At 71.3% G+C, this 22,814-nt stretch carries 19 protein-coding genes; 16 read left to right on the plus strand and 3 right to left on the minus strand.

All coding sequences use genetic code 11. From position 1 onward, the window contains the following. Positions 1-24 precede the first annotated feature (24 nt). Entirely contained in the window at positions 25-1,638 is a 1,614-nt protein-coding gene (locus tag CF165_RS27990) for a peptide ABC transporter substrate-binding protein (RefSeq protein ID WP_093950550.1), read from the plus strand. Between the two features lie 76 nt (positions 1,639-1,714). Here the strand turns inward: CF165_RS27990 and CF165_RS27995 are convergent, their stop codons facing one another. The 3 genes from CF165_RS27995 to CF165_RS28005 form a co-directional block, all read right to left on the minus strand. Next, complete coding sequence (locus tag CF165_RS27995; RefSeq protein ID WP_158226842.1) at positions 1,715-3,487, minus strand: ABC transporter substrate-binding protein; 1,773 nt, start codon at positions 3,485-3,487, stop codon at positions 1,715-1,717. A gap of 145 nt (positions 3,488-3,632) precedes the next feature. Beyond that, positions 3,633-4,826, minus strand: coding sequence for a cytochrome P450 (locus CF165_RS28000; RefSeq protein ID WP_093950552.1), 1,194 nt, complete (start codon positions 4,824-4,826; stop codon positions 3,633-3,635). Between the two features lie 105 nt (positions 4,827-4,931). After that, positions 4,932-5,270, minus strand: coding sequence for a hypothetical protein (locus CF165_RS28005; protein WP_093950553.1), 339 nt, complete (start codon positions 5,268-5,270; stop codon positions 4,932-4,934). Positions 5,271-5,546: 276 nt separating this feature from the next. Here CF165_RS28005 and CF165_RS28010 point away from each other — a divergent pair, with 276 nt between their 5' ends. From CF165_RS28010 to CF165_RS28080, 15 genes are all read left to right on the plus strand, one after another. Continuing rightward, entirely contained in the window at positions 5,547-6,617 is a 1,071-nt protein-coding gene (locus CF165_RS28010; protein ID WP_143268687.1) for a hypothetical protein, read from the plus strand. A gap of 44 nt (positions 6,618-6,661) precedes the next feature. Further along, complete coding sequence (locus tag CF165_RS28015; RefSeq protein WP_143268688.1) at positions 6,662-7,087, plus strand: hypothetical protein; 426 nt, start codon at positions 6,662-6,664, stop codon at positions 7,085-7,087. 63 nt (positions 7,088-7,150) lie between these two features. After that, positions 7,151-8,353, plus strand: a complete 1,203-nt coding sequence (locus tag CF165_RS28020; RefSeq protein ID WP_093950556.1) for an ROK family transcriptional regulator — start codon at positions 7,151-7,153, stop codon at positions 8,351-8,353. Between the two features lie 223 nt (positions 8,354-8,576). Further along, complete coding sequence (locus CF165_RS28025; protein WP_093950557.1) at positions 8,577-9,755, plus strand: ROK family protein; 1,179 nt, start codon at positions 8,577-8,579, stop codon at positions 9,753-9,755. Beyond that, on the plus strand, positions 9,752-11,248 hold the full coding sequence (locus CF165_RS28030; RefSeq protein WP_093950558.1) for a sugar ABC transporter ATP-binding protein: 1,497 nt from the start codon (positions 9,752-9,754) through the stop codon (positions 11,246-11,248). The genes CF165_RS28025 and CF165_RS28030 overlap by 4 nt, the downstream gene beginning before the upstream one ends. After that, positions 11,245-12,258, plus strand: a complete 1,014-nt coding sequence (locus tag CF165_RS28035) for an ABC transporter permease (protein ID WP_093950559.1) — start codon at positions 11,245-11,247, stop codon at positions 12,256-12,258. The genes CF165_RS28030 and CF165_RS28035 overlap by 4 nt, the downstream gene beginning before the upstream one ends. Continuing rightward, entirely contained in the window at positions 12,255-13,310 is a 1,056-nt protein-coding gene (locus CF165_RS28040; RefSeq protein ID WP_167441582.1) for a substrate-binding domain-containing protein, read from the plus strand. Before CF165_RS28035 ends, CF165_RS28040 begins: the two co-directional genes overlap by 4 nt. Positions 13,311-13,340: 30 nt before the next feature. Further along, positions 13,341-14,489: a Gfo/Idh/MocA family protein gene (locus CF165_RS28045; protein WP_093950560.1), complete on the plus strand. Its 1,149-nt coding sequence runs from the start codon at positions 13,341-13,343 to the stop codon at positions 14,487-14,489. Beyond that, positions 14,486-15,490, plus strand: a complete 1,005-nt coding sequence (locus CF165_RS28050; RefSeq protein ID WP_093950561.1) for a sugar phosphate isomerase/epimerase family protein — start codon at positions 14,486-14,488, stop codon at positions 15,488-15,490. Before CF165_RS28045 ends, CF165_RS28050 begins: the two co-directional genes overlap by 4 nt. Before the next feature lie 149 nt (positions 15,491-15,639). Next, positions 15,640-16,716, plus strand: a complete 1,077-nt coding sequence (locus CF165_RS28055; protein WP_093950562.1) for a substrate-binding domain-containing protein — start codon at positions 15,640-15,642, stop codon at positions 16,714-16,716. Positions 16,717-16,794: 78 nt separating this feature from the next. Continuing rightward, positions 16,795-18,102 carry an ABC transporter substrate-binding protein gene (locus CF165_RS28060; RefSeq protein WP_093950563.1) on the plus strand — a complete coding sequence of 436 codons (1,308 nt, stop codon included), beginning with the start codon at positions 16,795-16,797 and terminating at the stop codon, positions 18,100-18,102. Between the two features lie 18 nt (positions 18,103-18,120). Further along, positions 18,121-19,071 carry a carbohydrate ABC transporter permease gene (locus tag CF165_RS28065; RefSeq protein ID WP_093950564.1) on the plus strand — a complete coding sequence of 317 codons (951 nt, stop codon included), beginning with the start codon at positions 18,121-18,123 and terminating at the stop codon, positions 19,069-19,071. Then, complete coding sequence (locus CF165_RS28070; protein WP_093950565.1) at positions 19,068-19,910, plus strand: carbohydrate ABC transporter permease; 843 nt, start codon at positions 19,068-19,070, stop codon at positions 19,908-19,910. The genes CF165_RS28065 and CF165_RS28070 overlap by 4 nt, the downstream gene beginning before the upstream one ends. Beyond that, a complete protein-coding gene (locus CF165_RS28075) occupies positions 19,907-20,911 on the plus strand; it encodes a hydroxyacid dehydrogenase (RefSeq protein WP_093950566.1) in 1,005 nt (334 codons plus the stop codon). Before CF165_RS28070 ends, CF165_RS28075 begins: the two co-directional genes overlap by 4 nt. Then, positions 20,908-22,749 (plus strand): DUF2264 domain-containing protein, encoded by a 1,842-nt coding sequence (locus tag CF165_RS28080; RefSeq protein WP_093950567.1) that lies wholly within the window; start codon positions 20,908-20,910, stop codon positions 22,747-22,749. Before CF165_RS28075 ends, CF165_RS28080 begins: the two co-directional genes overlap by 4 nt. The last annotated feature ends 65 nt before the right edge of the window (positions 22,750-22,814 follow it).

Genomic DNA, 22,814 nt, shown 5'->3' on the forward strand with positions numbered 1-22,814 from the left:
GAGGAACCCGCTGAAGGGGGAAGAATGAACGTACGAAGACTGACCTACGCGACGGTGGGCGTCGCGCTCGCCGCGGGCGTGGCGGGCTGCGGGACGCAGCCCGCGGCACCGGCCGGCCCGGCGACGTCCGACGCTGTGATCAGCATCGGTATCGGCGAGCCGAAACACGGGCTGGTTCCCTCGGACACCGCCGAGACCCAGGGCCAGCTCGTGCTGACCTCGCTGTTCACCCCACTGGCCAAAGTGGACAGTGGTGGCAAGGTCACCGAAGTCGCCGCCGACTCGATCACCACGTCGGACAACAAGGTCTGGACGATCAAGCTCAAGGACGGCTACACCTTCCACAACGGCGAGAAGGTCACCTCCGACAGCTACATCGAGGCCTGGAACCGGGCCGCGTACAAGCCGAACGAGCAGGACGGCAACTACCTGTTCGCCAAGATCGACGGCTACGACGACGTCAACCCCGCCGCCGAGGGAGCCACCCCGAAGACGGACAAGCTCAAAGGCCTCAAGAAGGTCGACGACCTCACCTTCCAGGTGACGCTTTCCGCACCCTACGTCGCCTTCAAGGCGGTGCTCGTCAACCTCGCGTTCGCGCCGTTGCCGAAGGTGGCGTTCAAGGGCACCGGGTTCGACAAGGCGTTCGGCGAAGCCCCGATCGGCGATGGGCCGTTCGCGATCAAGGGCGGCTGGCGGCACAACCAGTCCATCGAGGTGGCGCGCTACGACGCCTTCCCCGGTGAGAAGCCCAAGGTCAAGGGCATCCTCTTCCACATCTACCCGGACCTCGACAAGCAGTACGCCGACCTGGTCGCGGGCAAGGTGGACATCGCTCCGGTGCTGCCGCTGCCGAAGCTGGAGGAGGCGAAACGGACGCTGGGGGAGAGGTACAAGCAAAGCCCGCGCGCGGGCATCGGCTCGCTCGGGTTCCCCAGTTTCGACCCGAAGTACGCCAGCACCGACGCGCGCAAGGCGATCTCGATGGCGATCGACCGGGAACAGATCGTCAAGACGGTGTTCGACGGCACCCGCACCCCGGCGCACTCGTTCCTCCAGCCGGGCATCGAGGGCTACCGCGCGGACTCCTGCGGCGAAGCGTGCCGCTTCGACCCGGTCAAGGCCAAGGAACTGTTCACCAGGAGCGGGTTCACCGGGCCGGTGGAGCTGACGTTCAACGTCGACGGCGGTTCGAAGGACTGGGTGGACGCGGTCTGCGGGCAGATCAAGACCAACCTGGGCGTCGACTGCGTGGAGAAGCCGATCGAGAAGTACGCCGACCTGCTGACCAAGCTGAAGGCGCACGCGCCCGGCCTCGGCGTGTTCCGCAGTGCGTGGACCTACGACTACCCGGCGCCGGAGAGCATCCTCGGGCCTCTTTACACCTGCGCCAGCACGTCGAACTACTACGGCTACTGCAATGCGCAGGTCGACCGGCTGATCGCCGCGGGCGACGTCGCGCCGAACCCGGACGAGGCGGTGAAGTCCTACCAGCAGGCCGAGGACATCATCGCGCACGACCTGCCGACGGTGCCCCTCTGGTACCTGCAGCACGTGTACGGGCTCGGCACCAAGGTGAAGAACGTCGAGGTGAACGACCTCGGCATGGTGGACTTCGTCAAGGTGGAAGCAGCCTGATCCACGAACCAAAACCGGTGGGTGACCCGCGCAGGGATGCGGGTCACCCACCGGTTTCGTTATCGGCCTGTCCTCGTCACCAGGCGAGCCGGACGTTCGCCGGATCGACCCGCGCGTTCGGGAACCGCACCGCGCCGCGCACCCGCGCGGACACGAAGAACGTCGCGTCGCGGGTGACCATCGGAACCACCGCGGCGTCGTCCAGGATCTGCCGCTCGGCCTCCTGGAACCGCGTGTTCGCGGTGGCCTGGTCCGGCGCGGTCAGCGCCTGGTGGATCAGCCCGTCGGTTCGCGGGTTGTGGTAGAACCCGTAGTTCGAACCGAAGTTCGGTGAGTCCGCGGAGTAGCCGGAGCTGTCGAACAGCGGGCTGAAATAGCTGCGCGCGTTGGCGCCGACGATCCAGTCCGGCCGCCAGTTCGGCGCGACGATGTCCCACGCACCCTCACGAGCGTAGGTGCTGTCCGCGAGGTACTTGCCGTAGTAGTCGCCGATACCCACCTGCACGAGCTCGACCGTGATCCCGGCGCGAGCCAGGCTGTCCCGGACCGACTGCGCGATCGCGGGCTGCGGCGGGACGTCACTGTGCAGCATCTTCAGCTTCAGGCCGTTCGGGTAGCCGGCTTCGGCGAGCAGCTGGCGCGCCTTCGCCGGGTCTCCGTGGTCACCCGGCGTCGCGTAGGGGCAGTACTGCCGGTACGCCGGGTTGGCCGGGCCGAGGATCTGACACGAGGGGTGCGCGATCTTCGCGCCGCCCGCGATGTCGGCGGCCGCGGCCTTGTCGATGCCGTATTGGAGCGCCTGGCGGACCAGCAGGTTGGCGGTCGCGTGGTTTTCGTTGGGGCTGAGCATGTTGATCACGAGATAGGGCTCCATCATGCCGACGTCGGCGTGACGCAGCCGGGGATCGTCGTTCGCCAGCAGCGGAGCCAGCCGGTCCGGCGGCACGGGGACGTCCCAGGTGGCGTCGGCCTGGCCCGTGTCGATCAAGGTGACGACCTCCTGCCGGTCCACGCCCAGCCGGACGTGGATCCCGTCGACGTGAGCGCGCCGGACGGGATCGGCCGACGCGTCCCACGCCGGATTGCGGGTGAAGACGATTTCCGCGCCCGGGGTGTACGAGGAGATCCGATATGGTCCGTCGGAAATCGTGTGCTGCCGGAATTCGGGGCCGTCCGGAAGGTAACGCAGGTATTCGCGGGGTGCGGGCGAGGAAAACCCGAGCGCGAGTATCTCGAGGAAGTCCGGAACCGGCGCGGACAGCGTGAACCGGACGGTCCGGTCCCCGAGCGCCCGCACACCGGTGATCTCGTGCCCGCCGAGGTAACGGGCGATCGCGCCGGTTTCCGGTGCCACCTGCGCGAAGCCGTCGCAGAACTCGCGCATCCCGGCGATGGTGTCCGTGAAGTACTGCGGCGCACCGGCCCCGGCGACCGGGTTGCACACCCGCTTGATGCCCAGCACCACGTCGTCGGCGGTGACCTGCCGCGCCCCGGACGGCGCGTCCCACTTGGCCCCCCGGCGGATCCGGAAGGTGTAGGTCCGGCCGTCCGCGCTGATCCCGCCGTTGGCGACGGTGGGCACCTCGGCAGCCAGATCCGCCACCAGCGCGCCGGCTCGAGCCGGGTCGTCGGTGGTCGGGTGCGTGACCAGCTGCCGGGTGTAGGCCCGTTGGATCATCGTCGCGACGGCCGTGTAGGCGCTGGCCGTGTCGAAATGATCGAGGTCTCCCAAACCGGCGAGCCGGAGTGTGCCTCCGTGCCGGTTTTCGGCTCCGGCGTTCCCCGGAACGGCGAACGTCAGCGCCACGACGGCCAGCAAGCTCGTCGTGGCGCGCATTCCTGCACGCATTTGCTTCCCCCCAAAAAAAAGATCCAGCTCCCCCGTCAACGCCGATAATACTCGATGCATTGCCGAAAAAGGACCTGTTCCGCTGAGCGGATTGAGCCGCGCGGCACGCTGGGTACGAACGCGTTCTCGCGTTTCCGTGGTCTCGTCACCAGCTGACCGGCAAGGCGATCGGTCCGCGCATGGCCATGCCGGTCCGCCAGGCGATCTCGTCGTCGGGCACGGCCTGCCGGAGCCCGGGGAGGCGGGTCAGCAGCGCCGTCAACGCCACCTGGATGTCCATGCGTGCCAGCTGGGCCCCGATGCAGTGGTGCGGTCCGTGGCCGAAGGCCAGGTGTCCCTTGGCGTTCCTGGTCACGTCCAGCCGGTCGGGGTCGGGGTCGGGGAAGTGGCGCGGGTCGCGGTTGGCCGCGTGCTTCGCCAGCAGCACGGGTTCGCCCGCGCGGACCGTGCCGCCGCTGAGCTCCACGTCTTCGAGCGCGTACCGGGGCAGGATGTCGGCGGCTTCCTGCCCCGGGATCCAGCGCAACAGCTCCTCCACGGCGCCGGGCATCAGCTCGGGCCGGGCGCGCAGCAGGTCCAGCTGGCCGGGGAACCGGAACAGGGCGTGGACGGAGTTGACGATCTGGCTCGCGGTGGAGTCGTACCCGGCGCCGAGCAGCAACACGGTCAGCTGCACGAGCTCCTCGGCGGTGAGCCGGTCGCCTTCCTCCTGCGCCACCACGAGCGCGCTGATCAGGTCGTCTTCCTGATGTTCGCGGCGCCGGTCGGCGAGCCCGGCCAGGTATTCGGCGAGCTCACCCAGCCGCGCGATCTTCTCCTCGTCGGTCAGCGCGGTGACGGACATGAACGCGGCGGCCAGTTCCCGGAAGTGGTCGCGGTCGTCGTAGGGAACGCCGAGCAGCTCGCAGACCATCAGGCCGGGCAACGGAATCGCGAACGCCGTCAGCAGATCGACGGGTGGGCCGGTCTTCTCCATCTCGTCCACCAGTTCGCCCGCCAGGCGTTCCGCGCCCGCGCGCAGCTGTTCGACGCGGCGGACGGTGAACGCGTGTGCCAGCAGCCGCCGCAGCCGGGTGTGGTCCGGCGGGTCGAGGTCGGTCAGGATCGCGCCCATCCGCTGCGGGCCCAGCCGTGGGGTGTCCCGCACGGCGGCCTGCGCGAGGCTGAACCTGCTGTCACTGAGCGCGATGCGGACGTCGTCGTACCGCGTGAGCAACCAGCCCTCCTCGCCGTAGGGGAGTTTCACGCGGGCCAGCGGCTCGTGGTCGCGCAGCCGGCCGTATTCCGGATCGATCTCCAGCCCGGTTGCCGGACCGAACGGGTAGGAACGCACGTTCATGGCACCCTCCCTGAGCTCACGTCGAGGCAGCCACCATGCTCTCACGGGGACCGGCACCGTTCGGGCGCTCGCGAGCTGCGGTCGTCGCCCGGTTCCCGGCCGGCCTCAGTCCCGTTCGGGCCAGTCGAGAACCTGCAGCAGGACTTCGTCGGGCGGGCCGTCGACCGGGCCACGCACGGGCGGTGCGCCGGGCCTGCCCCAGTCGCCCGGTGCGAACCGCGCGCCGATGGTGTGCATCTTCTCGTCCGCCAGATCGATCGAGACCACGTCCTGGTGGGTGCCGGTGGTGTGGTGGCCGACGAGCCGGTCCGGGGCGGCCGAGCCCGCCGGCACGCCCTTCCAGAGCCAGCCGCGCTGACGGGACAGGAAGAGGGCGCTGCTGGCTTTTTCCCAGGCGAGCGGAACTTTCGACCAGGAGTCGGGGGAATCGTTGCGGTCCGGCATGCTGGGCACCTTCTCGTGTCACACGAATGTGACAGCAACGGAAACCACCGTTTTCGCCCGATCGGGTGGCAAGTCGAAGAAACCGGGCGCCACAAAACGGGAGAAGCGCGCAATGGTCCCGCTTCGGGCGGTTCCGTCGGAAAAGAACGGTCTGGCGTGGCCGCGCGAGTGTGCGGTATTGTCGGCCGGTGGGCCGCGAGTGGCCCGCATTCCTGAGGGGGAGACACGATGAACGCGACTCGGTCACGCCTGCGCAAATCCGCCGGAATCATTTCCGTGATTGTCTCGGCGGTCGCGGTGTCGGCCGCCGTGGCGGCACCCGTTTCGGCCGCCACGACATCGGTTCCGGACGGGTGGAACGCGACCGGTGCCGCCACCGGGTGCCCGGCGGGCGTCCGTCTCCTGGCCCCGGCGCAGCCGACCGCTTTCTACGCCGCGCACCCGGAGGCGCTGGTGCCTCCGGGCGGCGGGCGCGCGGGCGCGGGAATTCTGCGGACCGCCCGGCGGAACGCGGACGCCCGCCTGCACTGGCGGACCGAGCTGACCTGCCGCCCGGGGCATCCGGGGCGTCCCGTCCAGCCCGCCCGCCAGCGTGCCGCGGGTACGACGGCCAACGGGGCCTCGACCAACTGGTCGGGCTACGTCACGAACAACGGTCCCGGGTACCTCGGCGCCGCGATGGAGTGGCTGGTGCCCTCGGTCGACCCGTCGAATCCGAACAACGCCCAAGCCTCGATCTGGCCGGGGATCGGCACGGGGAACTCGACGACCGACACCCTCGTGCAGGCCGGCACCCAGCAGACCGGATTCACCTCCACCAGCTGCACGAAAGGCAGTTGCGTTTCCCAGTGGAACGCTCTCTACAGTTTCTGGTTCGAGACGTTTCCGCAAGAACCCGAGCAGGAGATCACCAATCTGACCGCGTCGCCGGGTGACGATGTTTCCGCGATCGCCGAATACGATCCGGTGAGCGGCCAGGCCTACTTCGAGCTGGCCGACTACACCACGAATGAGGGCGTCTACTATTATCAGCCCGTGACGGGCTCGGCGATCGGCTCCGGCAGCCAGGCGGAGTGGATCATCGAGCGGCCCGAAACGTGCAATCTGGGCTGTTCCTGGTGGAAACTCCAGAACTTCGGGAACGAGCCGATCATCAACGCCCAGGCCGTCGAAGGGTCGACGTGGGACCAGGTGACCTACGCCGACGCCGCCGGGACCAACCCGGCCTCGATGACGCTGTACGACTGCGCGGGCGACCAGCTCGCCGGAGTCGGGCCGATCACCGGCTTCACCGACTTCACCACGTCTTGGCTCAGGTACGGCAATTTCGACAACGCACCCTGCTGAACACCTCGCCGGGGTACCGCTGCCGCAGAGAGGAGCGCGGGACCATGCGCCTTCCCGTGGTCGCCATGCTGGTCACGTGCGTCGCCACCGCGGTCGCGGCCTGCTCGGCCACGACGCAGCCGAGCGGGTTCGACGTCTGCGGCACCCATCTGAACACCGGCGCGAACATTCCGGCCAAGACGACGCTCCCGGCACCACGCCCGGAGCAGCTGCGACCGGCCCCGGCGAAGTCCGTGCTTCCCGGGCCGGTCGCCGGTCCCACGTCGAACGTCGTCTACCTGGCGACCGCGGACTGCGACACCGGAGCGCTGGTCACGGTCGACCCGGCGACGGCCACCAGGCTGGTGGGGGCCGCCTACGCCCGCGATGGGGGTGTCGCGGCCCTCGTGCTGACGACGTCGGACAAGGTCACCGTGCGCGCCTGGCGCGGCGGGACCATGACGGGGATCATCACGCTGCCGCCGGCCTGAGCGGCTTCGGCACTTCATCGGCGTCGCTCTGACCTGGGTGGCCGGCGCACTAGGCTGAGGCGAATGAGCGCGGCACCCACCCCGGAGCAGTCGATGGTCGAAACCCGGCACCAGACCCGGTTGCTCACGCTGCTCCGGGACGAGGGCCCGATGTCGCGGGTCGAGCTGGGGGAGCGCCTGGAGCTGCCGCGCGCCCGGGTGGGCGCCGAGGTGGCGCGGCTCGCCGAGGTCGGGCTCGTCGAGGCGGCGGGGCCGTCGGCCAGCCGGGGCGGGCGGCGCTCGACGCTGGTCCGGCTCGCGGGGGAGCTGCGGGTCCTCGCGGTGGACGTCGGCGCGACGTCGGTCGGGGTGGCGGTCACCGACGCTTCGTGCGAGGTGCTCGCGCACGCCGTCGAGGACTGCGACGTGCGGCAGGGGCCGCACCCGGTGCTCCGGCGGGTGGCGGAGCTCGCCGCGAAGGTCCGGGACGAGGCGCCAGGGCGGCTGATCGCGGCGGGCATCGGGCTGCCCGGGCCGGTCAGCTTCGCCGAGGGGATGGCCGTCGCGCCGCCGATCATGCCCGGCTGGGACCGGTTCAACGTGCGCGACCACCTCGGCGGGCTCTGGGGCTGCCCGGTCGCGGTGGACAACGACGTCAACGCGATGGCGCTCGGGGAGCGGCACGCCGGGGTCGCGCGCTCGACCGACGACCTGATGTTCGTCAAGATCGGCACCGGGATCGGCTGCGGGATCGTGCTCGGCGGCAAGGTGTACCGCGGGGTCGCGGGCACGGCGGGCGACATCGGGCACATCCGGCTCGACGAGTACGGCCCGACCTGCGCGTGCGGCGAGGTCGGCTGCCTGGAGGCCTACTTCGGCGGGGCCGCGCTGGCTCGCGACGGGCTGGCCCTGGCGCGCAGCGGCCGTTCGGCGCACCTGGCCCAGGTGGCCGCCGAACGCGGCGCCGTCACGGCCCGCGACGTCGGCCAGGCGGCCGCGGCGGGCGACTCCGGCGCGGTCAACCTCATCCGCGACGGCGGGCGCCGGCTCGGCCAGGTCGTCGCGTCGCTGGTCAGCTTCATCAACCCGGGGATGGTGGTGATCGGCGGCGGGGTGGCGCAGCTCGGGCACCAGCTGCTCGCCGAGGTGCGCAGCGCGGTGTACCGGCGCTCGCTGCCGCTGGCGACCGGGAACCTGCCGATCGTGCTGTCCGAGCTGGGCGAGACGGCGGGCGTGATCGGGGCCGCGTGGTCGGCCACGGACCGGGCTTTCACGCTCAGCAGCTGACCATTGCTGGCTACTATCAGTTACTGAACGCGTCCACAATGTAATGCCAGAACGCCACAGACTTTTGCATCTCATGATCGAAAGTCTGTCCGGTTTCGCACGTCTATCCGGGTGAAAACGGCCCATGACGCGCCGGTGTCACCTTGACGAGTGATGCGAGTCACCCTACTTTCGCTGCCGGAGCGACAAAGTCTGTTCAGTAGCTGCGCAAGATGGGGGCACCGTGGCCGTCACCGAACCGAGGCGAGCCGGCCCGCGGACGGCGAACCTGGCCGCGGTGCTGCGGGCGCTGCGCACCGGCCCGCTCTCGCGCACCCAGCTGGCGGCCCGCTGCGGGATCGCGAAGTCGGCGGTTCCCGGCCTGCTCTCCGAACTCGCCGAGCGCGGCCTCGTCCGGCCCGCCGGGGTGCTCCCCGGCAACGGGCGGCCGAGCCGGCTGGTCGAACTGCACGGCGAAGACGCGTACGCGCTGGCTCTGGGTATCGAGGCCGACCGGCTGTCGGCGCTGGTCACCGACCTCTCCGGCCGGGTCCTGGCCGAGCGGGCGGAGGCCGTCGACGTCGCTGGGCTCGGTCTCCAACGAGGCATGGACGAGCTCGCCCGCCTGGCCAGGGCAGTGCTGCCCGGTCCACCGGCCGGGGTCGCGATCTCGGTGCCCGGGCTGGTCGACCCGGCCGCCGCCGTGCTGCGGTTCGCGCCGGCGCTGCGCTGGCGGGACGCGGAAATCGCCGGTCTCATGGCGGCCCGGCTGGCCGTCCCGGCCGACGCCGTCGCCGTGGACAACGACGCCAACCTCGGTGCGCTCGCCGAGTCGGTCGCGGGCACCGGGACCGAGCTCTTCTACCTCGGCGGCGGGACGGCCGTCGGCGGTGGGTTCGTCTCCGGCGGCACGATCCTGCGTGGCGCGCGCGGCTTCGCGGGCGAGGTCGGGCACATCGCCGTCGACCCGTCCGGCGAACGCTGCTCCTGCGGCCGGACGGGCTGCCTGGCGACGAAGGCGAACCTGGCCGCGCTCCTGCGCGCGGCCGCCGCGCCGGGCGACCCGTTGCACGATCCCGCCCCCGGTGTCGAAGGCCGCGTCGCCCTGCTCAAGGACCGCGTCCGGCGCGGCGACCAGCGGGCGGTGACGGCGGTCCACGAACTCGGCGTCGCACTGGGCATCGCACTGTCCACTGTGGTCGATGTGCTCGACCCGGACGTCATCGTGCTCGGCGGCTACTTCGCGGAACTGGGGGAGTGGCTGGTCGAACCGGTCCGTGTCGAACTCGCCGCCCGGCCGCTCGGCCAGGCCCGGGTCGTCCCGTCCGCGCTCGGCCTGAAAGCCCCGCTGCGGGGGGCCGCGTCCCTGGCGGCCGAGCGGCTGTTCGCGAACCTGGCGCTCGCCGAGGAGGCCACGGTATGAGCCTGCTTTCCGTCCGCGGGATCGTGAAGACCTTCCCGGGGGTCCGCGCCCTCGACGGCGTCGACGTCGACGTCGAACCCGGCGAGGTGCACTGCCTGCTCGGCCAGAACGGCGCCGGGAAGTCGACGCTGATCAAGGTCCTGTCCGGCGCGCACCGGCCGGACGCGGGGGAGATCACCTGGGCAGGCGAGCGCGTCGAACTCGCGTCGCCGGTCGACGCCCTGCGCCTGGGCATCGCCACGATGTACCAGGAGCTCGACCTGGTGCCCGGGCTTTCGGTGGCGGACAACATCTTCCTCGGCCACGAACGCGCCCGCTTCGGGTTCACGCGGGTCTCCCAGGCCCGTGCCGAGGCCGCCCGCCTGATGGCCCGGCTCGGGCACCCGGGCATCCGGCCGTCGACCGAGGTCGGCAAGCTCTCCGCCGCCGGGCAGCAGCTCGTGTCGATGGCCCGCGCGCTGGCCCACGACGCCCGGCTGCTCGTGATGGACGAACCCACCGCCGCGCTGGCCGGCGAGGAGGTCGACAACCTCTTCCGCATCGTCGGCGAGCTGACCGCCGGCGGCGTCGCGGTCGTCTACATCTCCCACCGGCTCGAAGAGCTGCGCCGGATCGGCCACCGGGTGACCGTGCTCAAGGACGGCCGGACCGTCGGCACCGGTCTCGACGCCGCCTCGACGCCGACCGCCGACCTGGTCGCGCTGATGGCCGGGCGCAAGGTCGAGACGGTCTTCGGGCCGCGCCACGACGGCCATGCCAGGCCGGAGACGGCCCTCGAAGTCGAGCACCTTTCCCGGCAAGGCGAGTTCGAGGACGTGAGCTTCACCGTCCACGCCGGGGAGGTCGTCGGCATCGCAGGTCTGGTCGGCTCGGGCCGCAGTGAGCTGCTGGAGACGATCTTCGGTGCCCGCAAGGCCGACCGCGGGACCGTGACGGTGCAGGACAAACCGCTCGGACCCGGCGTGCGGGCGGCCGTCAAGGCGGGCGTCGGCCTCGCACCCGAGGAGCGCAAGAGCCAGGGCCTGCTGCTGGACCTGCCGGTGGTGCACAACGTGACCCTGGCCAGCCTCGGCCGGTACGCGAAGCTCGGGTTCACCGAGCGCGCCAAGGAGCTGGACGACGCCGGCGCGAGCCTGCGGCGCCTCGACCTGCGGCCCGCCGATCCGCGACGGATCGTCCGCACGCTGTCCGGCGGCAACCAGCAGAAGGCCGTGCTCGCGCGGTGGCTGGTCCGCGGGTGCCGGGTGCTGCTGCTCGACGAGCCGACGCGGGGCGTCGACGTCGGCGCCCGCGCGGAGCTGTACCGGCTGATCGACGAGCTGGCCGCGGCCGGCGTGGCGATCGTGCTGGTGTCCAGCGAAATCCCCGAGGTGCTCGGGCTGTCCGACCGGGTGCTGGTGCTGCGCGAGGGCCGTGTCCTCGCCGACCGGCGCTCCGGCGGGCTGACCGAGGCCGAGGTGCTCGACGTGATTCTCGAGGGGAGCGCGGCATGACCGAGACCCAAGCACCGCCCCAGGAAGCGACTCCCGTCGAGCGGAGGCGGTTCGCTTTCTCCGCCGACCCGCGGCTGCTCGGCCTGGCGGGCGTGCTCGTCGTGCTGTGCCTGGTCGGCCAGTTCACCCGGCCCGAGCTGTTCTTCACCGAAAGCAACATCTCGACGATCCTGCGGCTGGCCGCGGCGATCGGCGTGGTCAGCGTCGGGATGACGTTCGTGATCATCAGCGGCGGCATCGACCTGTCGGTCGGCTCGATGGTCGGCCTGGCCGGCGTCTGGCTGACGACTTTGGCGACACAGTCGTACGGCCCCTGGGTGATGGTCCTCTGTGGACTCGCGGTCGGGCTCGGCTGCGGCCTGGTCAACGGCGTGCTCGTCGCCTACGGCAAGGTCGTGCCATTCATCGCGACCCTGGCCATGTACGTCTCGGCACGCGGGCTGGCCGAGCGGATCAGCGGCCGGCGCACCCAGGTCGTCGCCGACCAGGACTTCCTCGCCTTCTTCCGCGGCGGCTTCCTCGGCATCCCGACGCTGATCTGGCTGTTCGCGCTGGTCTTCGCGGTCGGCTGGGTGGTGCTCAACCGCACCACCTTCGGCCGCCGGACGTACGCGGTCGGCGGCAACGCCGAGGCGTCGCGGCTGGCCGGGATCAACGTCAAGCGCCACCTCGCGCTCGTCTACGGCGTGGCCGGGCTGTGCTGCGGGATCGCCGCGCTCATGGTCGTCGCGCGGACGACGGCGGGCGCGTCGACCAACGGCATGTTCTACGAGCTCGACGCGATCGCGGCGGTGGTCATCGGCGGCACCCTGCTGACCGGCGGCCGCGGCTCGCTCATCGGCACCCTCGTCGGCGTGCTGATCTTCACGGTGCTGTCGAACATCTTCACGCTCAACAACCTGGACACCGACATCCAGAACATCGCCAAGGGCGTGATCATCGTGCTCGCCGTGCTCCTGCAGTTCCGGGCCCGCAAATCCAAGACCCAGTCACCCTGGAGGTCGTCATGACCGAACACCCCTTCCTCGGCCGCCGGGGATTCCTGCTGGGCGGGGCCGCGGTCGGCGCCGGCGCGCTGCTGGCCGGGTGCACGTCGAACACGCCCGCGAACTCGGAGTCGAACGCGCCGGTCGCCAACGCGGGCAGCAACGCCCAGCCGGGCAAGCCGGTCACCATCGGCTTCTCCGCGCCGGCCGCCGACCACGGCTGGATCGCGGCGATCACGAAGAACGCCAAGGCCCAGGCCCAGAAGTTCAGCGAGGTGAAGTTCAACGCGACCGAGGGCACCAACGACGTCAACCAGCAGATTTCGCAGGTGGAGACGCTGATCAACGCCAAGGTCGACGTGCTGGTGATCCTGCCCTTCGACGGCAAGGCGCTCACCGCGGCCGGCCAGCAGGCGATGGACGCGGGCATCCCGGTGATCAACCTCGACCGCGTCTTCGACACGCCGCTGGCGTACCGGACGTGGATCGGCGGCGACAACTACCGGATGGGCGTCAACGCGGGCAATTACATCGTCGCGGAGCTCAAGAAGAAGAACGTGGCGAACCCGGTCATCGGCGAGGTCGCCGGGATCGACTCGCTGCCGCTGACCCAGGAACGCAGCAAGGGTTTCAAGGACGCGCTGGGCCGCGCCGGGTTCAAGGTCGGCCCGCGCGTGTCGGCGCAGTTCACGTCGGAGTCGGGGGAACAGCAGACCGCGAACCTGCTCCAGGGCGCGCCCAAGCTCGACGCCCTGTGGAACCACGACGACGACCAGGGCATCGGCGTCAACGCCGCGATCGACACCGCGGGCCGCAAGGAGTTCGTCATGGTCGGCGGCGCCGGCTCGAAGAACATGATGAACCTGATCAAGGCCGACTCCTCGCCGATCAAGGCGACCGTGCTCTACAGCCCGTCGATGGCCTCGACGGCGGTGGCGCTCGCCCGCCTGCTCGGGCAGGGCAAGGGCATCGGCGACCTGGCCGAGCACGACATCCCGGCGGAGATCACCACGTATTCGGCGGTCGTGACGAAGGAGAACGTCGACCAGTACCTCGACGTCGGCTTCGACTCCTGACTCTCGCAAGGCACACAAAGAAGGAGGGGTATGAGCCCGGGACGGGAAACGATCGGGATCGGCATGGTGGGGCACGCGTTCATGGGTGCGGTGCATTCGCACGCGTGGCGCAGCGTGCACCGGTTCTTCGACCCGCCGCTGGTGCCGAGGCTCGCCGTGCTCGGCGGCCGCGACGAGACCCGGGCCCGTGTTGCCGCCGCCCGGTTCGGCTGGGAGGACGTCGAGACGGACTGGCGCAAGCTCGTCGCCCGGGACGACGTCGGCCTGGTCGACGTCTGCACGCCGGGGGACAGCCACGCGGAGATCGCGATCGCCGCGCTGGAGGCCGGGAAGCACGTGCTGTGCGAGAAACCCCTGGCCAATTCGGTGGCGGAGGCCGAAGCGATGGCCGAAGCGGCGCGACGGGCCCGTGAACTGGGGGTACGGGCCATGGTCGCGTTCAACTACCGCCGGGTGCCCGCGCTCGCGCACGCCAGGAACCTGGTCGCGGGCGGGGCACTCGGCGAGATCCGGCACGTGCGGTCGGTGTACCTGCAGGACTGGCTGTCCGACGCGCAGGCGCCGATGACCTGGCGGCTGCGGAAGGAATCCGCGGGGTCGGGCGCGCTCGGCGACCTGGGCGCGCACATCGTCGACGCCACCCAGTTCGTCACCGGGGAGGTGATCACCGGTGTCTCGGCGCTGACGAACACCTTCGTGAAGCAGCGCCCGTCCGAGAACGGCGGCACGGACGAGGTGACGGTCGACGACACGGCGTTGTTCTTGGCACGGCTTTCCGGGGGAGCCGTGGCGAGTTTCGAGGCCACGCGGTTCGCGCTCGGCCGCAAGAACGCCATGCGGCTGGAGATCAACGGCTCGAAGGCGAGCCTGGCGTTCGACTTCGAGGCGATGAACGAACTCCAGTGGTACGAGGGCACCGGGACCGAAGCCGGGTTCCGCCGCATCCTCGTCACCGAACCGCAGCACCCGTACGTCGGCGCGTGGTGGCCGCCGGGCCACCTCCTCGGCTACGAGCACACGTTCACCCACGAGGTCGCCGACCTCCTGGACGCCATCGGCTCGGGCACCGACCCCGAGCCGGGGTTCGACGACGGCCTGCGCGTCCAGCGGGTGCTGGACGCCGTCGAGCGCAGCGCGGCCGCGGAAGCGCACTGGACTTCGGTGGAGGAATCGAAATGAGCCGTCCCGTCACGTTGTTCACCGGCCAGTGGGCCGACCTGCCGTTCACCGAGGTCTGCAAGCTCGCCGCGGAGTGGGGCTACGACGGCCTGGAGATCGCCTGCTCGGGCGACCACTTCGAGGTCGACCGGGCACTGTCCGAAGAGGACTACGTGCCGGGCCGGCTGCGGCTGCTCGCCGAGCACGGGCTGAAGGTGTGGGCGATCTCCAACCACCTGGTCGGTCAGGCCGTCTGCGACGACCCGATCGACCACCGGCACCAGGCGATCCTCCCGGCCCGGATCTGGGGCGACGGCGAACCCGAAGGCGTCCGGCAGCGGGCGGCGGCCGAGATGGCCGACACCGCACGGGCGGCGGCGAAGCTCGGCGTGGACACCGTCATCGGCTTCACCGGGTCGAAGATCTGGAAGTACGTGGCGATGTTCCCGCCGGTCTCGAGCGCCGACATCGAGGACGGTTACGCGGACTTCGCCCGCCGGTGGAACCCGATCCTGGACGTCTTCGACGAGGCCGGCGTCCGGTTCGCGCACGAGGTCCACCCCTCGGAGATCGCGTACGACTACTGGACGACCAAGCGCGCGCTGGAAGCCGTGGACCACCGGTCGGCGTTCGGGCTGAACTGGGACCCGTCGCACTTCGTCTGGCAGGACCTCGACCCGGTCGGGTTCATCCTCGACTTCGCCGACCGGATCTACCACGTCGACTGCAAGGACACCCGCAAGCGCTTCGACGGCCGCAACGGCAGGCTCGGTTCGCACCTGGCCTGGGCGGACCCGCGGCGGGGCTGGGACTTCGTGTCCGTCGGCCACGGCGACGTCCCGTGGGAGGACTGCTTCCGGGCACTGAACTCGATCGGCTACACAGGTCCGGTTTCGGTGGAGTGGGAAGACGCCGGGATGGACCGGCTCCGCGGCGCGGCGGAGGCGGTGAAGTACGTGCGCGAGCACCTGTTCGACCGGCCCACGGCGGCCTTCGACGCGGCTTTCAGCAACCAGAAATGAGGGCGTTCGATCGCGCGACCGAGTTCCAAGCCACCCTCGACCGCTGAGCGCTTCGGGAAATCGGGACGCGCATCGGTTCGACCGGTACCCGGCTGATCGTTATGCTCTGCTGAAACGGTCGAACGAACAGCCGGCGGACGAAGGTCGAGATGCGGGAGTCGGGGGAGGACCGGCGGCGGCGGATCCTGGCCGTGGTCGAGGCGCGGGGTGAGGCGCGGGTCACCGAGCTCGCCGCGGAGCTGGCGGTCTCGGTGATCACCGTGCGCCGGGACGTCGAGGAGCTGGCCGGGGCCGGCCGGCTGCGGCGGGGGCACGGCGTCGTCCGCTCGCTGGTCCCGCGGCGGCCGGAGCCGGTGCCCGCGCCGGCCGACGGCGGCCCGGTGGTGCTGGTCGTTCCCGAACGCCACGCCTACCTCACCGAGGTCCTGCACGGTGCCCGTGGCGCGCTGGAGGAGGCCGACGTCCGCGTCGTGCTGCACCCCGCGCCGCAGGTGCCCGGCGCCGAGCGGCTGATCGTCGAGCGGCTGCTCGCCGACGACGCCCGGGGTGTGCTCATCGCGCCGCGCTGGCGCAGCGTGGTCACGGAGGAGGCGGACGACGGCTGGCTGGCCGCCGCCGACGTGCCCGTCGTCCTGATGGAACGCCGGCCGCGGCCGGGAAGTGCTTTGCACGCCAGGGATTCCGTCTGCACCGACCACTGGTACGGCGTCCACCTCGCCGTGACGCACCTGCTCGCGCTGGGCCATCGCCGGATCGTCCTGGCCGCCCGCGACGACAGCCCGACCGCGCGGGCGCTGCGCGCGGCGTTCACCGGCATCTGCGCCGGGCGGCCCGAGGTCGAGGACTGGGCCGTGGTGCTCAGCGCGCCGGGCGCAGGCCAGGAACCCGTGCCGGACTTCGAGCCGCTCGACGGCGTGCTGCGCGCGCACGCCGCGACGGGCGTGATCATGCACGGCGACGTCGATGCCCTCATGCTCGTCCAGCAGCTGGCGGACGCCGGGATCACGGTGCCCCGCGACTGTTCGGTGGTCGCCTACGACGACGTCGTGGCGGCTCTCGGCAGCACGCCGCTGACCGCGATCGCGCCGCCGAAGGCCGAGGTCGGCAGGCTGGCCGCGGAACTGCTGCTGGAGCGGCTCCGCGGACCGGCCGGCCGTCCGCCGCGGCGGATCACCGTCCTGCCGGAACTGAAGGTGCGCGGGTCGACGCGGCCGCTGATCGATTGACCGAGTTGACCGGGGCTATTGACCGGAATTCGTTCAGGCGCCCAAACTGCGGGGACCCGCGATCCGCAGGAGGCATCGATGCCCGTCCGACCCAGCCGCCGGACCGTCCTCGCCGCGGGTCTCGCGTGGCCACTGGCGGCCGCGTGCTCGAGCCCCGGCGGGGACGCTCCGCGCGGTGCCACCCGGATCACCTTCTGGTCGGCGCTGCGGGGCAGCCAGCAGGTCGTCGACGCGTTCAACCGCTCGCAGAACCGGATCCACGTCGTCTTCCAGCAGATCCCGTCCGGCGATCAGGGCGGGTACGCGAAGCTGAGCAACGCGGTCCGCGCGGGCAACGCGCCGGACGTCGCCACCATCGAATACCCGCAGGTGCCCGGGTTCGCCATCGACGGCGTGGCCCGGGACATCACCGATCTCGTTGGCGACCGCCTGCGCGCCAAGCTCCTCCCGCAGGCGCTGCGCCTGACGACGTTCGCCGGGCGGGTGTTCACCGTGCCGCTGGACGTCGAGCCGATGGTGCTGCACTACCGTACCGATCTGTTCGCCCAGCACGGTTTGACCCCACCTCGCACGTGGGACGACTTCACGGCGGCGGCACGGAAAGTCCGCGACGACCGGCGCCGCCTGGTGGCCTTCGCGACCGACGGGGCGACCCAGTTCGCGGCGGTCTCCTGGCAGGCGGGCGCGCAGTGGTTCGACACCGCGGGGGGCGCCTGGAACGTCTCGCTCGCCGACGCCGCGACGCGCCGCGTGGCCGGCTACTGGCAGGGCTTGATCGACGAAGGTCTCGTGTTCGCGAACGGCGTGCAGGGCAGGCAAGGCGACGCGCAGATCGGGCAGGGGCTCGTGCTGGCCCGGCTCAGCGGCGCCTGGGACGCGGGCGCCCAGATGAAGGCCCGGCCGGGCCAGAAGGGCCAGTGGGCGATCGCGCCGCTGCCCCAGTGGGATCCCGCGCACCCGGCGGTCGGGACGCACGGCGGTTCGACGTTCGCCGTCACCCGCGACAGCGCCCACCCGGAAGCGGCGATGGAGTTCATCGAATGGCAGGTGTCGCACCCCGACGCGTTGCGCGCCCGGCTCTCCAGCGGCACCAGCAGCCAGTACCCGGCCGCGCCGGACCTGGTCGAGGTCGGGCGGAAGGCGTTCGACCGCCGCTACTACGGCGGCCAGGACATCTACCGGCTGTTCGAAGCCGAGGCCGCGAAGATCCGGGACGGCTGGACGTGGGGACCCCGGATGAGCGCGACGCAACGCGTCCTGCAGGACGGGTTCGCCAGGGCGAGCGCCGGCCAGGGCACCCTGCTCGACGCCGTCCGCGACGCCCAGCGCGCCACCATGCCGGACCTGGTCGCCCTGGGGCTGGCGACGACCGAGCACAGCAGCTGACAGCAGCCGAGGAGACCCATGACGACGACACTCGCCCGTCCGGAAAGCGCTTCCAGGACGCCCGCGCCGCGCGTCCGGAGAAGGCACCGGCAGGGGACCGCCTGCGCCGTGCTGATGGCGCCGTTCTTCGTGCTGCTGGTGGTGGTCTTCCTCGTCCCGGCGGGGACGGCGCTGTGGCTGAGCTTCTTCGGCGCCGACGAACCGGGCCTGGGGTTCGGCCCGGAACACACGATCTTCGTCGGGTTGCGCAGCTACGCCGCCGTGCTCGCCGATCCGACGTTCCTCGGCGGGCTCGGGGTCGTCGCGCTGTACTGCCTGCTGTACCTGCCGCTGCTGGTCGTCTCGTCTCTGGGCCTGGCGCTGCTGCTGGACTCCGGCGTCGCGCGGCTGCGCGGGTCGGCGCGGCTCGCGCTGTTCCTGCCGCACGCGGTGCCCGGGATCATCGCCGCGATCATCTGGCTCTACCTCTACATCCCCGGCCTCAGCCCGGTGGTGGACCTGTTCGGCAAGGCCGGGATCACGGTGGACTTCCTCGGTATCCACACCGTCATCCCGTCGATGGTGAACATCGCGCTGTGGAGCAACCTCGGCTACAACGTCGTCGTCTTCTACGCCGCCCTGCAGGCCGTGCCCCGCGAGGTGATCGAAGCGGCGGTGGTCGACGGCGCCGGCGGGGTCCGGACCGCGCTGCGGATCAAGACCCCGCTGATCCGCGCGTCGATCGTGATGGTCGTGCTGTTCACGCTGATCTGGTCGCTGCAGCTGTTCACCGAGCCGATGCTGCTGTCGCAGGCCACGCCGATGATCACCGCGCGGTTCTCGCCGAGCATGTACATCTACGACGCCGCGTTCACCCGCAACAACTACGGTCTCGCCGCGGCGGCGTCGGTGATCCTTCTGGCTTGCACGATCGCGTTGTCCTACGGCGTGACGCGCTGGACGAACCGCACCCGGGAGGCCGCACTGTGAACCCGCCGAAGTTCCTCGGCCGCGCGGCCGTCAACACCGTCGTGGCGATCTCCGTGCTCTACACTCTGATCCCGGCGCTGTGGCTGGTGCTCGCCGCGATGAAGGACCGGGACGCGCTCTTCGGCAGTGACATCCTTTCGCTGCAGGGGTTCTCGCCGCTGAAGAACCTGCAGGACCTGTTCGCGATGGACAAGGGGATCTACGGCCGCTGGTACCTCAACAGCCTGCTCTACGCCGTCGGCGGCGCGGCGGTCAGCGCCCTGGTGAGCATCGCTTGCGGCTACGCCTTCGACAAGTACGTCTTCCGGCACAAGGAAAAACTGTTCGGGCTGGTGCTCGCCGCGGTGATGGTGCCGCAGACCGTGCTCGCGCTCCCGCTGTACCTGCTGGCGTCCGGCACCGGGGTCGTCGACACGGTGTGGGCGGTGTTCATCCCGGTGCTGTTCAACCCCTTCGGCGTCTACCTCGGCCGCGTGTTCAGTCAAGGCTACGTGCCCGGCGAGGTCGTGGAGGCGGCGCGGATCGACGGCGCGGGGGAGCTGGCGACCTACTTCCGGGTCGCGCTGCGGATGCTCGGCCCCGGCGTGGTCACCGTGTTCCTGTTCCAGCTCACCGCCATCTGGAACAACTTCTTCCTGCCGATGGTGATGCTGTCGAACCAGAAGCTCTATCCGGTCAGCCTCGGCCTCTACAGCTGGAACAGCGCGGCCACGACGTCCCCCGAATACTACCCGGTGGTGATCATGGGATCGCTGCTGGCGATCCTCCCGCTGGTGCTGGCGTTCGCGCTGCTGCAACGGTTCTGGCGCTCGGGGCTCACGGCGGGGGCGGTCAAGTGAGCCGTCTCCGCGCCGCGCTCGCGATGGCTCCCCGGGCCGCGGCGGCCGTCCTCGGCGACGGCGCGATGGCGGCGTTGCACCGCGTCTGCGACCTCGCGGACGGCGTGCTCGACGACTTCGGCACCGCCGGGGCCCACGCCGTCCTGCGCGACGTCGAGCTGCTGGTCACCGGCTGGGGCTGCCCGCCGCTGGACGCGGCCGTGCTCGCCGGCGCGCCGCGGCTGCGGGCGGTCGTGCACACCGCCGGCTCGGTCCGCGGGCACGTCACCGAAGCGTGCTGGGAGCGGGGGATCGCGGTGACGTCCGCGGCGGCGGCGAACGCGGTGCCGGTGGCCGAGTACACCGTGGCGATGATCCTGCTGTCCGGCAAACGGGTCCTGGAACGCGCCCGCGGCCACCGGGCGGCCCGCCGCGCCGACGACCCGCTGGGCGTGCCACTGCACCTGGGGAACTACGGCCGGACCGTCGGCATCCTGTCGGCGTCGATGATCGGCCGCCGGGTGATCGACCTGTTGCGCCCGCACGACTTCCACGTCCTCGTGCACGATCCCCACGTGACCGCGGCGGAGGCGGCGGAGCTGGGCGTGGAAGCGGTGAGCCTGGCCGAGCTGTTCGCCCGCGGCGACGTCGTCAGCGTGCACACGCCGTTGCTGCCCGAAACCCGGGGGCTGGTCGGGCGCGAGCTGATCGCTTCGATGCGACCGGACGCCGTGCTGATCAACACCGCCCGCGGGGCGGTGCTCGACCAGGACGCGCTGGCCGAGGCGACCGGGGCCGGCCGGATTCGGGCGATCCTCGACGTCACCGATCCGGAGGTGCTGCCGCCGGGGCATCCGCTGTGGACGGACGAGAACGTGCTGATCACCCCGCACCTGGCCGGTTCGCAGGGCAACGAGCTGCGGCGGCTGGCCGAACTGGCCGTCGCGGAGGTCACCCGCTGGGCGGCCGGGGAGGCGTTCGCCCACCCCGTCCGCCGCGAACGCCTGGGGATGATCGCGTGAAGCTGCCCGCCGAGGACCGCGCACTGAGCCCGCACACCGGGTACACGCGGGACCACTGGATCGCCGTGGCGGACAGCCTGCTGGCGGCGGCCTGGCGGTGGGCGACCCCGGGCGGCGCCCGGCTCGACCTGCCGGGCCCGCCGTCGGGCAGTGGCGTCCGCTCGGACGGGCTCGAGGGGTTCGCGCGGACCTTCCTCGCCGCCGCGTTCCGCGTCGCCGGTGAGGCGGGGAAGGACCCGCACGGCTGGCTCGAGCGGTACGCCCGGGGACTCGACGCGGGCACCCGCTCACCGGGTCGTGACGACGCCGAGTCGTGGCCGGTGATCCATGACCACGACGTCGCCGGCCAGCCGATGGTCGAATCCGCGTCCGTCGCCCTCGGCCTGCGGCTGACCCGGCCCTGGCTGTGGGACCACCTCGCGCCCGCCGTGCGGGACCGGGTCGAGGAGTGGTTGCGCGGCGCGCTGCGGCACGTCCCGGCGCCGAACAACTGGTACCTGTTCCCCTTCACCGTGGCCGGGTTCCTCGCCTCGGCGGGACGCGCCGACGCCGAGACCGAGCGGGCGCGCGACCGGGCACTGGAGCTGCTGGAGGGCTGGTACCGCGGGGACGGCTGGTACGCCGACGGCGACGGGCGAGCGTTCGACCACTACAACGGCTGGGCGCTGCACCTGTACCCGGTGCTGGACGCCCACCTCGCCGGCAAACCGGCCCCGTTCGGCGCGCGGCTGCGAGAGCACCTGGAGAGCTTCGCGTCGTGGTTCGGCGGCGACGGCGCGCCACTCCACTTCGGACGGTCGCTGACCTACCGCTTCGCCGCCGCGTCGGCCGTCGGCCTCGGTGCGGTCACCGGCGACACCCCGCTGCGGCCGGGCGTGTCGCGACGGCTGCTCAGCGGGACACTGCGCTACTTCCTCGACCGCGGTGCCGTCGGCGAGGACGGGCTGCTGAGCCTCGGCTGGCACGGCCCGCACGCGCCGACGGTGCAGTACTACTCCGGACCGGGCTCGCCCTACTGGGCGTCGAAGGCTTTCGTGTGCCTGCTCGCGCCGCCGGACCATCCACTGTGGACGTCCATTGAGGAACCGGCGCCGAGCGAGACAGCGGACACGGTGCTCGCGCTGCCGGAGCCGGGCCTGCTGCTGCAGTCGACCCGTGACGACGGCGTCGTCCGGCTGCACAACCACGGCAGCGACCACGTCCGGCCGCACGAGGCCGAGTCGGCGGCCGGGCAGGACCCGCACTACGGCCGGTTCGCCTACTCGACGCGGACCGGGCCGACCGCGCGGGACAACCCGGCGGACAACCACTTCGCGGTCGTCGTCTCCGGCGTCCGCAGCGTCCGGCGCCGGATCCACCCGCTCGGCGCGGGCCAGGACGGCGGCTGGGGCTGGGCGGGATCCTGGCACCGCCCGGTGTTCGGGTCCGGCCCGCCGACGGTGCCCGGCCTGCGCGTCGAGAGTGTCACGGTCGTGCGCGGGCGCGACGAGCTGCGGGTGCACCGCGTGCTCGGCGCCCCGCCGGGCGCGACCGTGGAGCAGACGGGCTGGGCGACCGCGCCCGGCGAGGCCGTGCTCCGGCCACTGGCCGGTTGGACGGGTAAGGACGAAGTCCGTGCTCCGCACGGCACCGCGTTCGTCCCGTGGGTGTCGCTCGCGCGGCTCACGGGCGAGGTGCACGGCACGGCGATCTTCGCCGCCCTGGCCGTGCTGGGTACCGAGATCGGCGAACCGGCCGCCTCGGTCACCGGAGAGGGGGTCGAGATCGGGTGGCCGGACGGATTCGCGGTGCGGATCCGGTTCGGGCCGCTGCGGGTGGGCGGTGCGTTCGAACACTGATGGTGCCGGCGAGCTTCCGGGAGCGCGGACAGCCGGATGAATCGGTATTCGATACGGAGGTCATG

This window comes from Amycolatopsis vastitatis, assembly GCF_002234595.1.
GTDB lineage: Bacteria > Actinomycetota > Actinomycetes > Mycobacteriales > Pseudonocardiaceae > Amycolatopsis > Amycolatopsis vastitatis.

Excerpts from the sequence above, each read along its gene's own strand:
- CF165_RS27990 (WP_093950550.1), top strand. The coding sequence starts at position 25 with ATGAACGTACGAAGACTGACCTACGCGACGGTGGGCGTCGCGCTCGCC.
- CF165_RS27995 (WP_158226842.1), bottom strand. The coding sequence starts at position 3,487 with ATGCGTGCAGGAATGCGCGCCACGACGAGCTTGCTGGCCGTCGTGGCG.
- CF165_RS28000 (WP_093950552.1), bottom strand. The coding sequence starts at position 4,826 with ATGAACGTGCGTTCCTACCCGTTCGGTCCGGCAACCGGGCTGGAGATC.
- CF165_RS28005 (WP_093950553.1), bottom strand. The coding sequence starts at position 5,270 with ATGCCGGACCGCAACGATTCCCCCGACTCCTGGTCGAAAGTTCCGCTC.
- CF165_RS28015 (WP_143268688.1), top strand. The coding sequence starts at position 6,662 with ATGCGCCTTCCCGTGGTCGCCATGCTGGTCACGTGCGTCGCCACCGCG.
- CF165_RS28020 (WP_093950556.1), top strand. The coding sequence starts at position 7,151 with ATGAGCGCGGCACCCACCCCGGAGCAGTCGATGGTCGAAACCCGGCAC.
- CF165_RS28030 (WP_093950558.1), top strand. The coding sequence starts at position 9,752 with ATGAGCCTGCTTTCCGTCCGCGGGATCGTGAAGACCTTCCCGGGGGTC.
- CF165_RS28035 (WP_093950559.1), top strand. The coding sequence starts at position 11,245 with ATGACCGAGACCCAAGCACCGCCCCAGGAAGCGACTCCCGTCGAGCGG.
- CF165_RS28040 (WP_167441582.1), top strand. The coding sequence starts at position 12,255 with ATGACCGAACACCCCTTCCTCGGCCGCCGGGGATTCCTGCTGGGCGGG.
- CF165_RS28045 (WP_093950560.1), top strand. The coding sequence starts at position 13,341 with ATGAGCCCGGGACGGGAAACGATCGGGATCGGCATGGTGGGGCACGCG.
- CF165_RS28050 (WP_093950561.1), top strand. The coding sequence starts at position 14,486 with ATGAGCCGTCCCGTCACGTTGTTCACCGGCCAGTGGGCCGACCTGCCG.
- CF165_RS28055 (WP_093950562.1), top strand. The coding sequence starts at position 15,640 with ATGCGGGAGTCGGGGGAGGACCGGCGGCGGCGGATCCTGGCCGTGGTC.
- CF165_RS28060 (WP_093950563.1), top strand. The coding sequence starts at position 16,795 with ATGCCCGTCCGACCCAGCCGCCGGACCGTCCTCGCCGCGGGTCTCGCG.
- CF165_RS28065 (WP_093950564.1), top strand. The coding sequence starts at position 18,121 with ATGACGACGACACTCGCCCGTCCGGAAAGCGCTTCCAGGACGCCCGCG.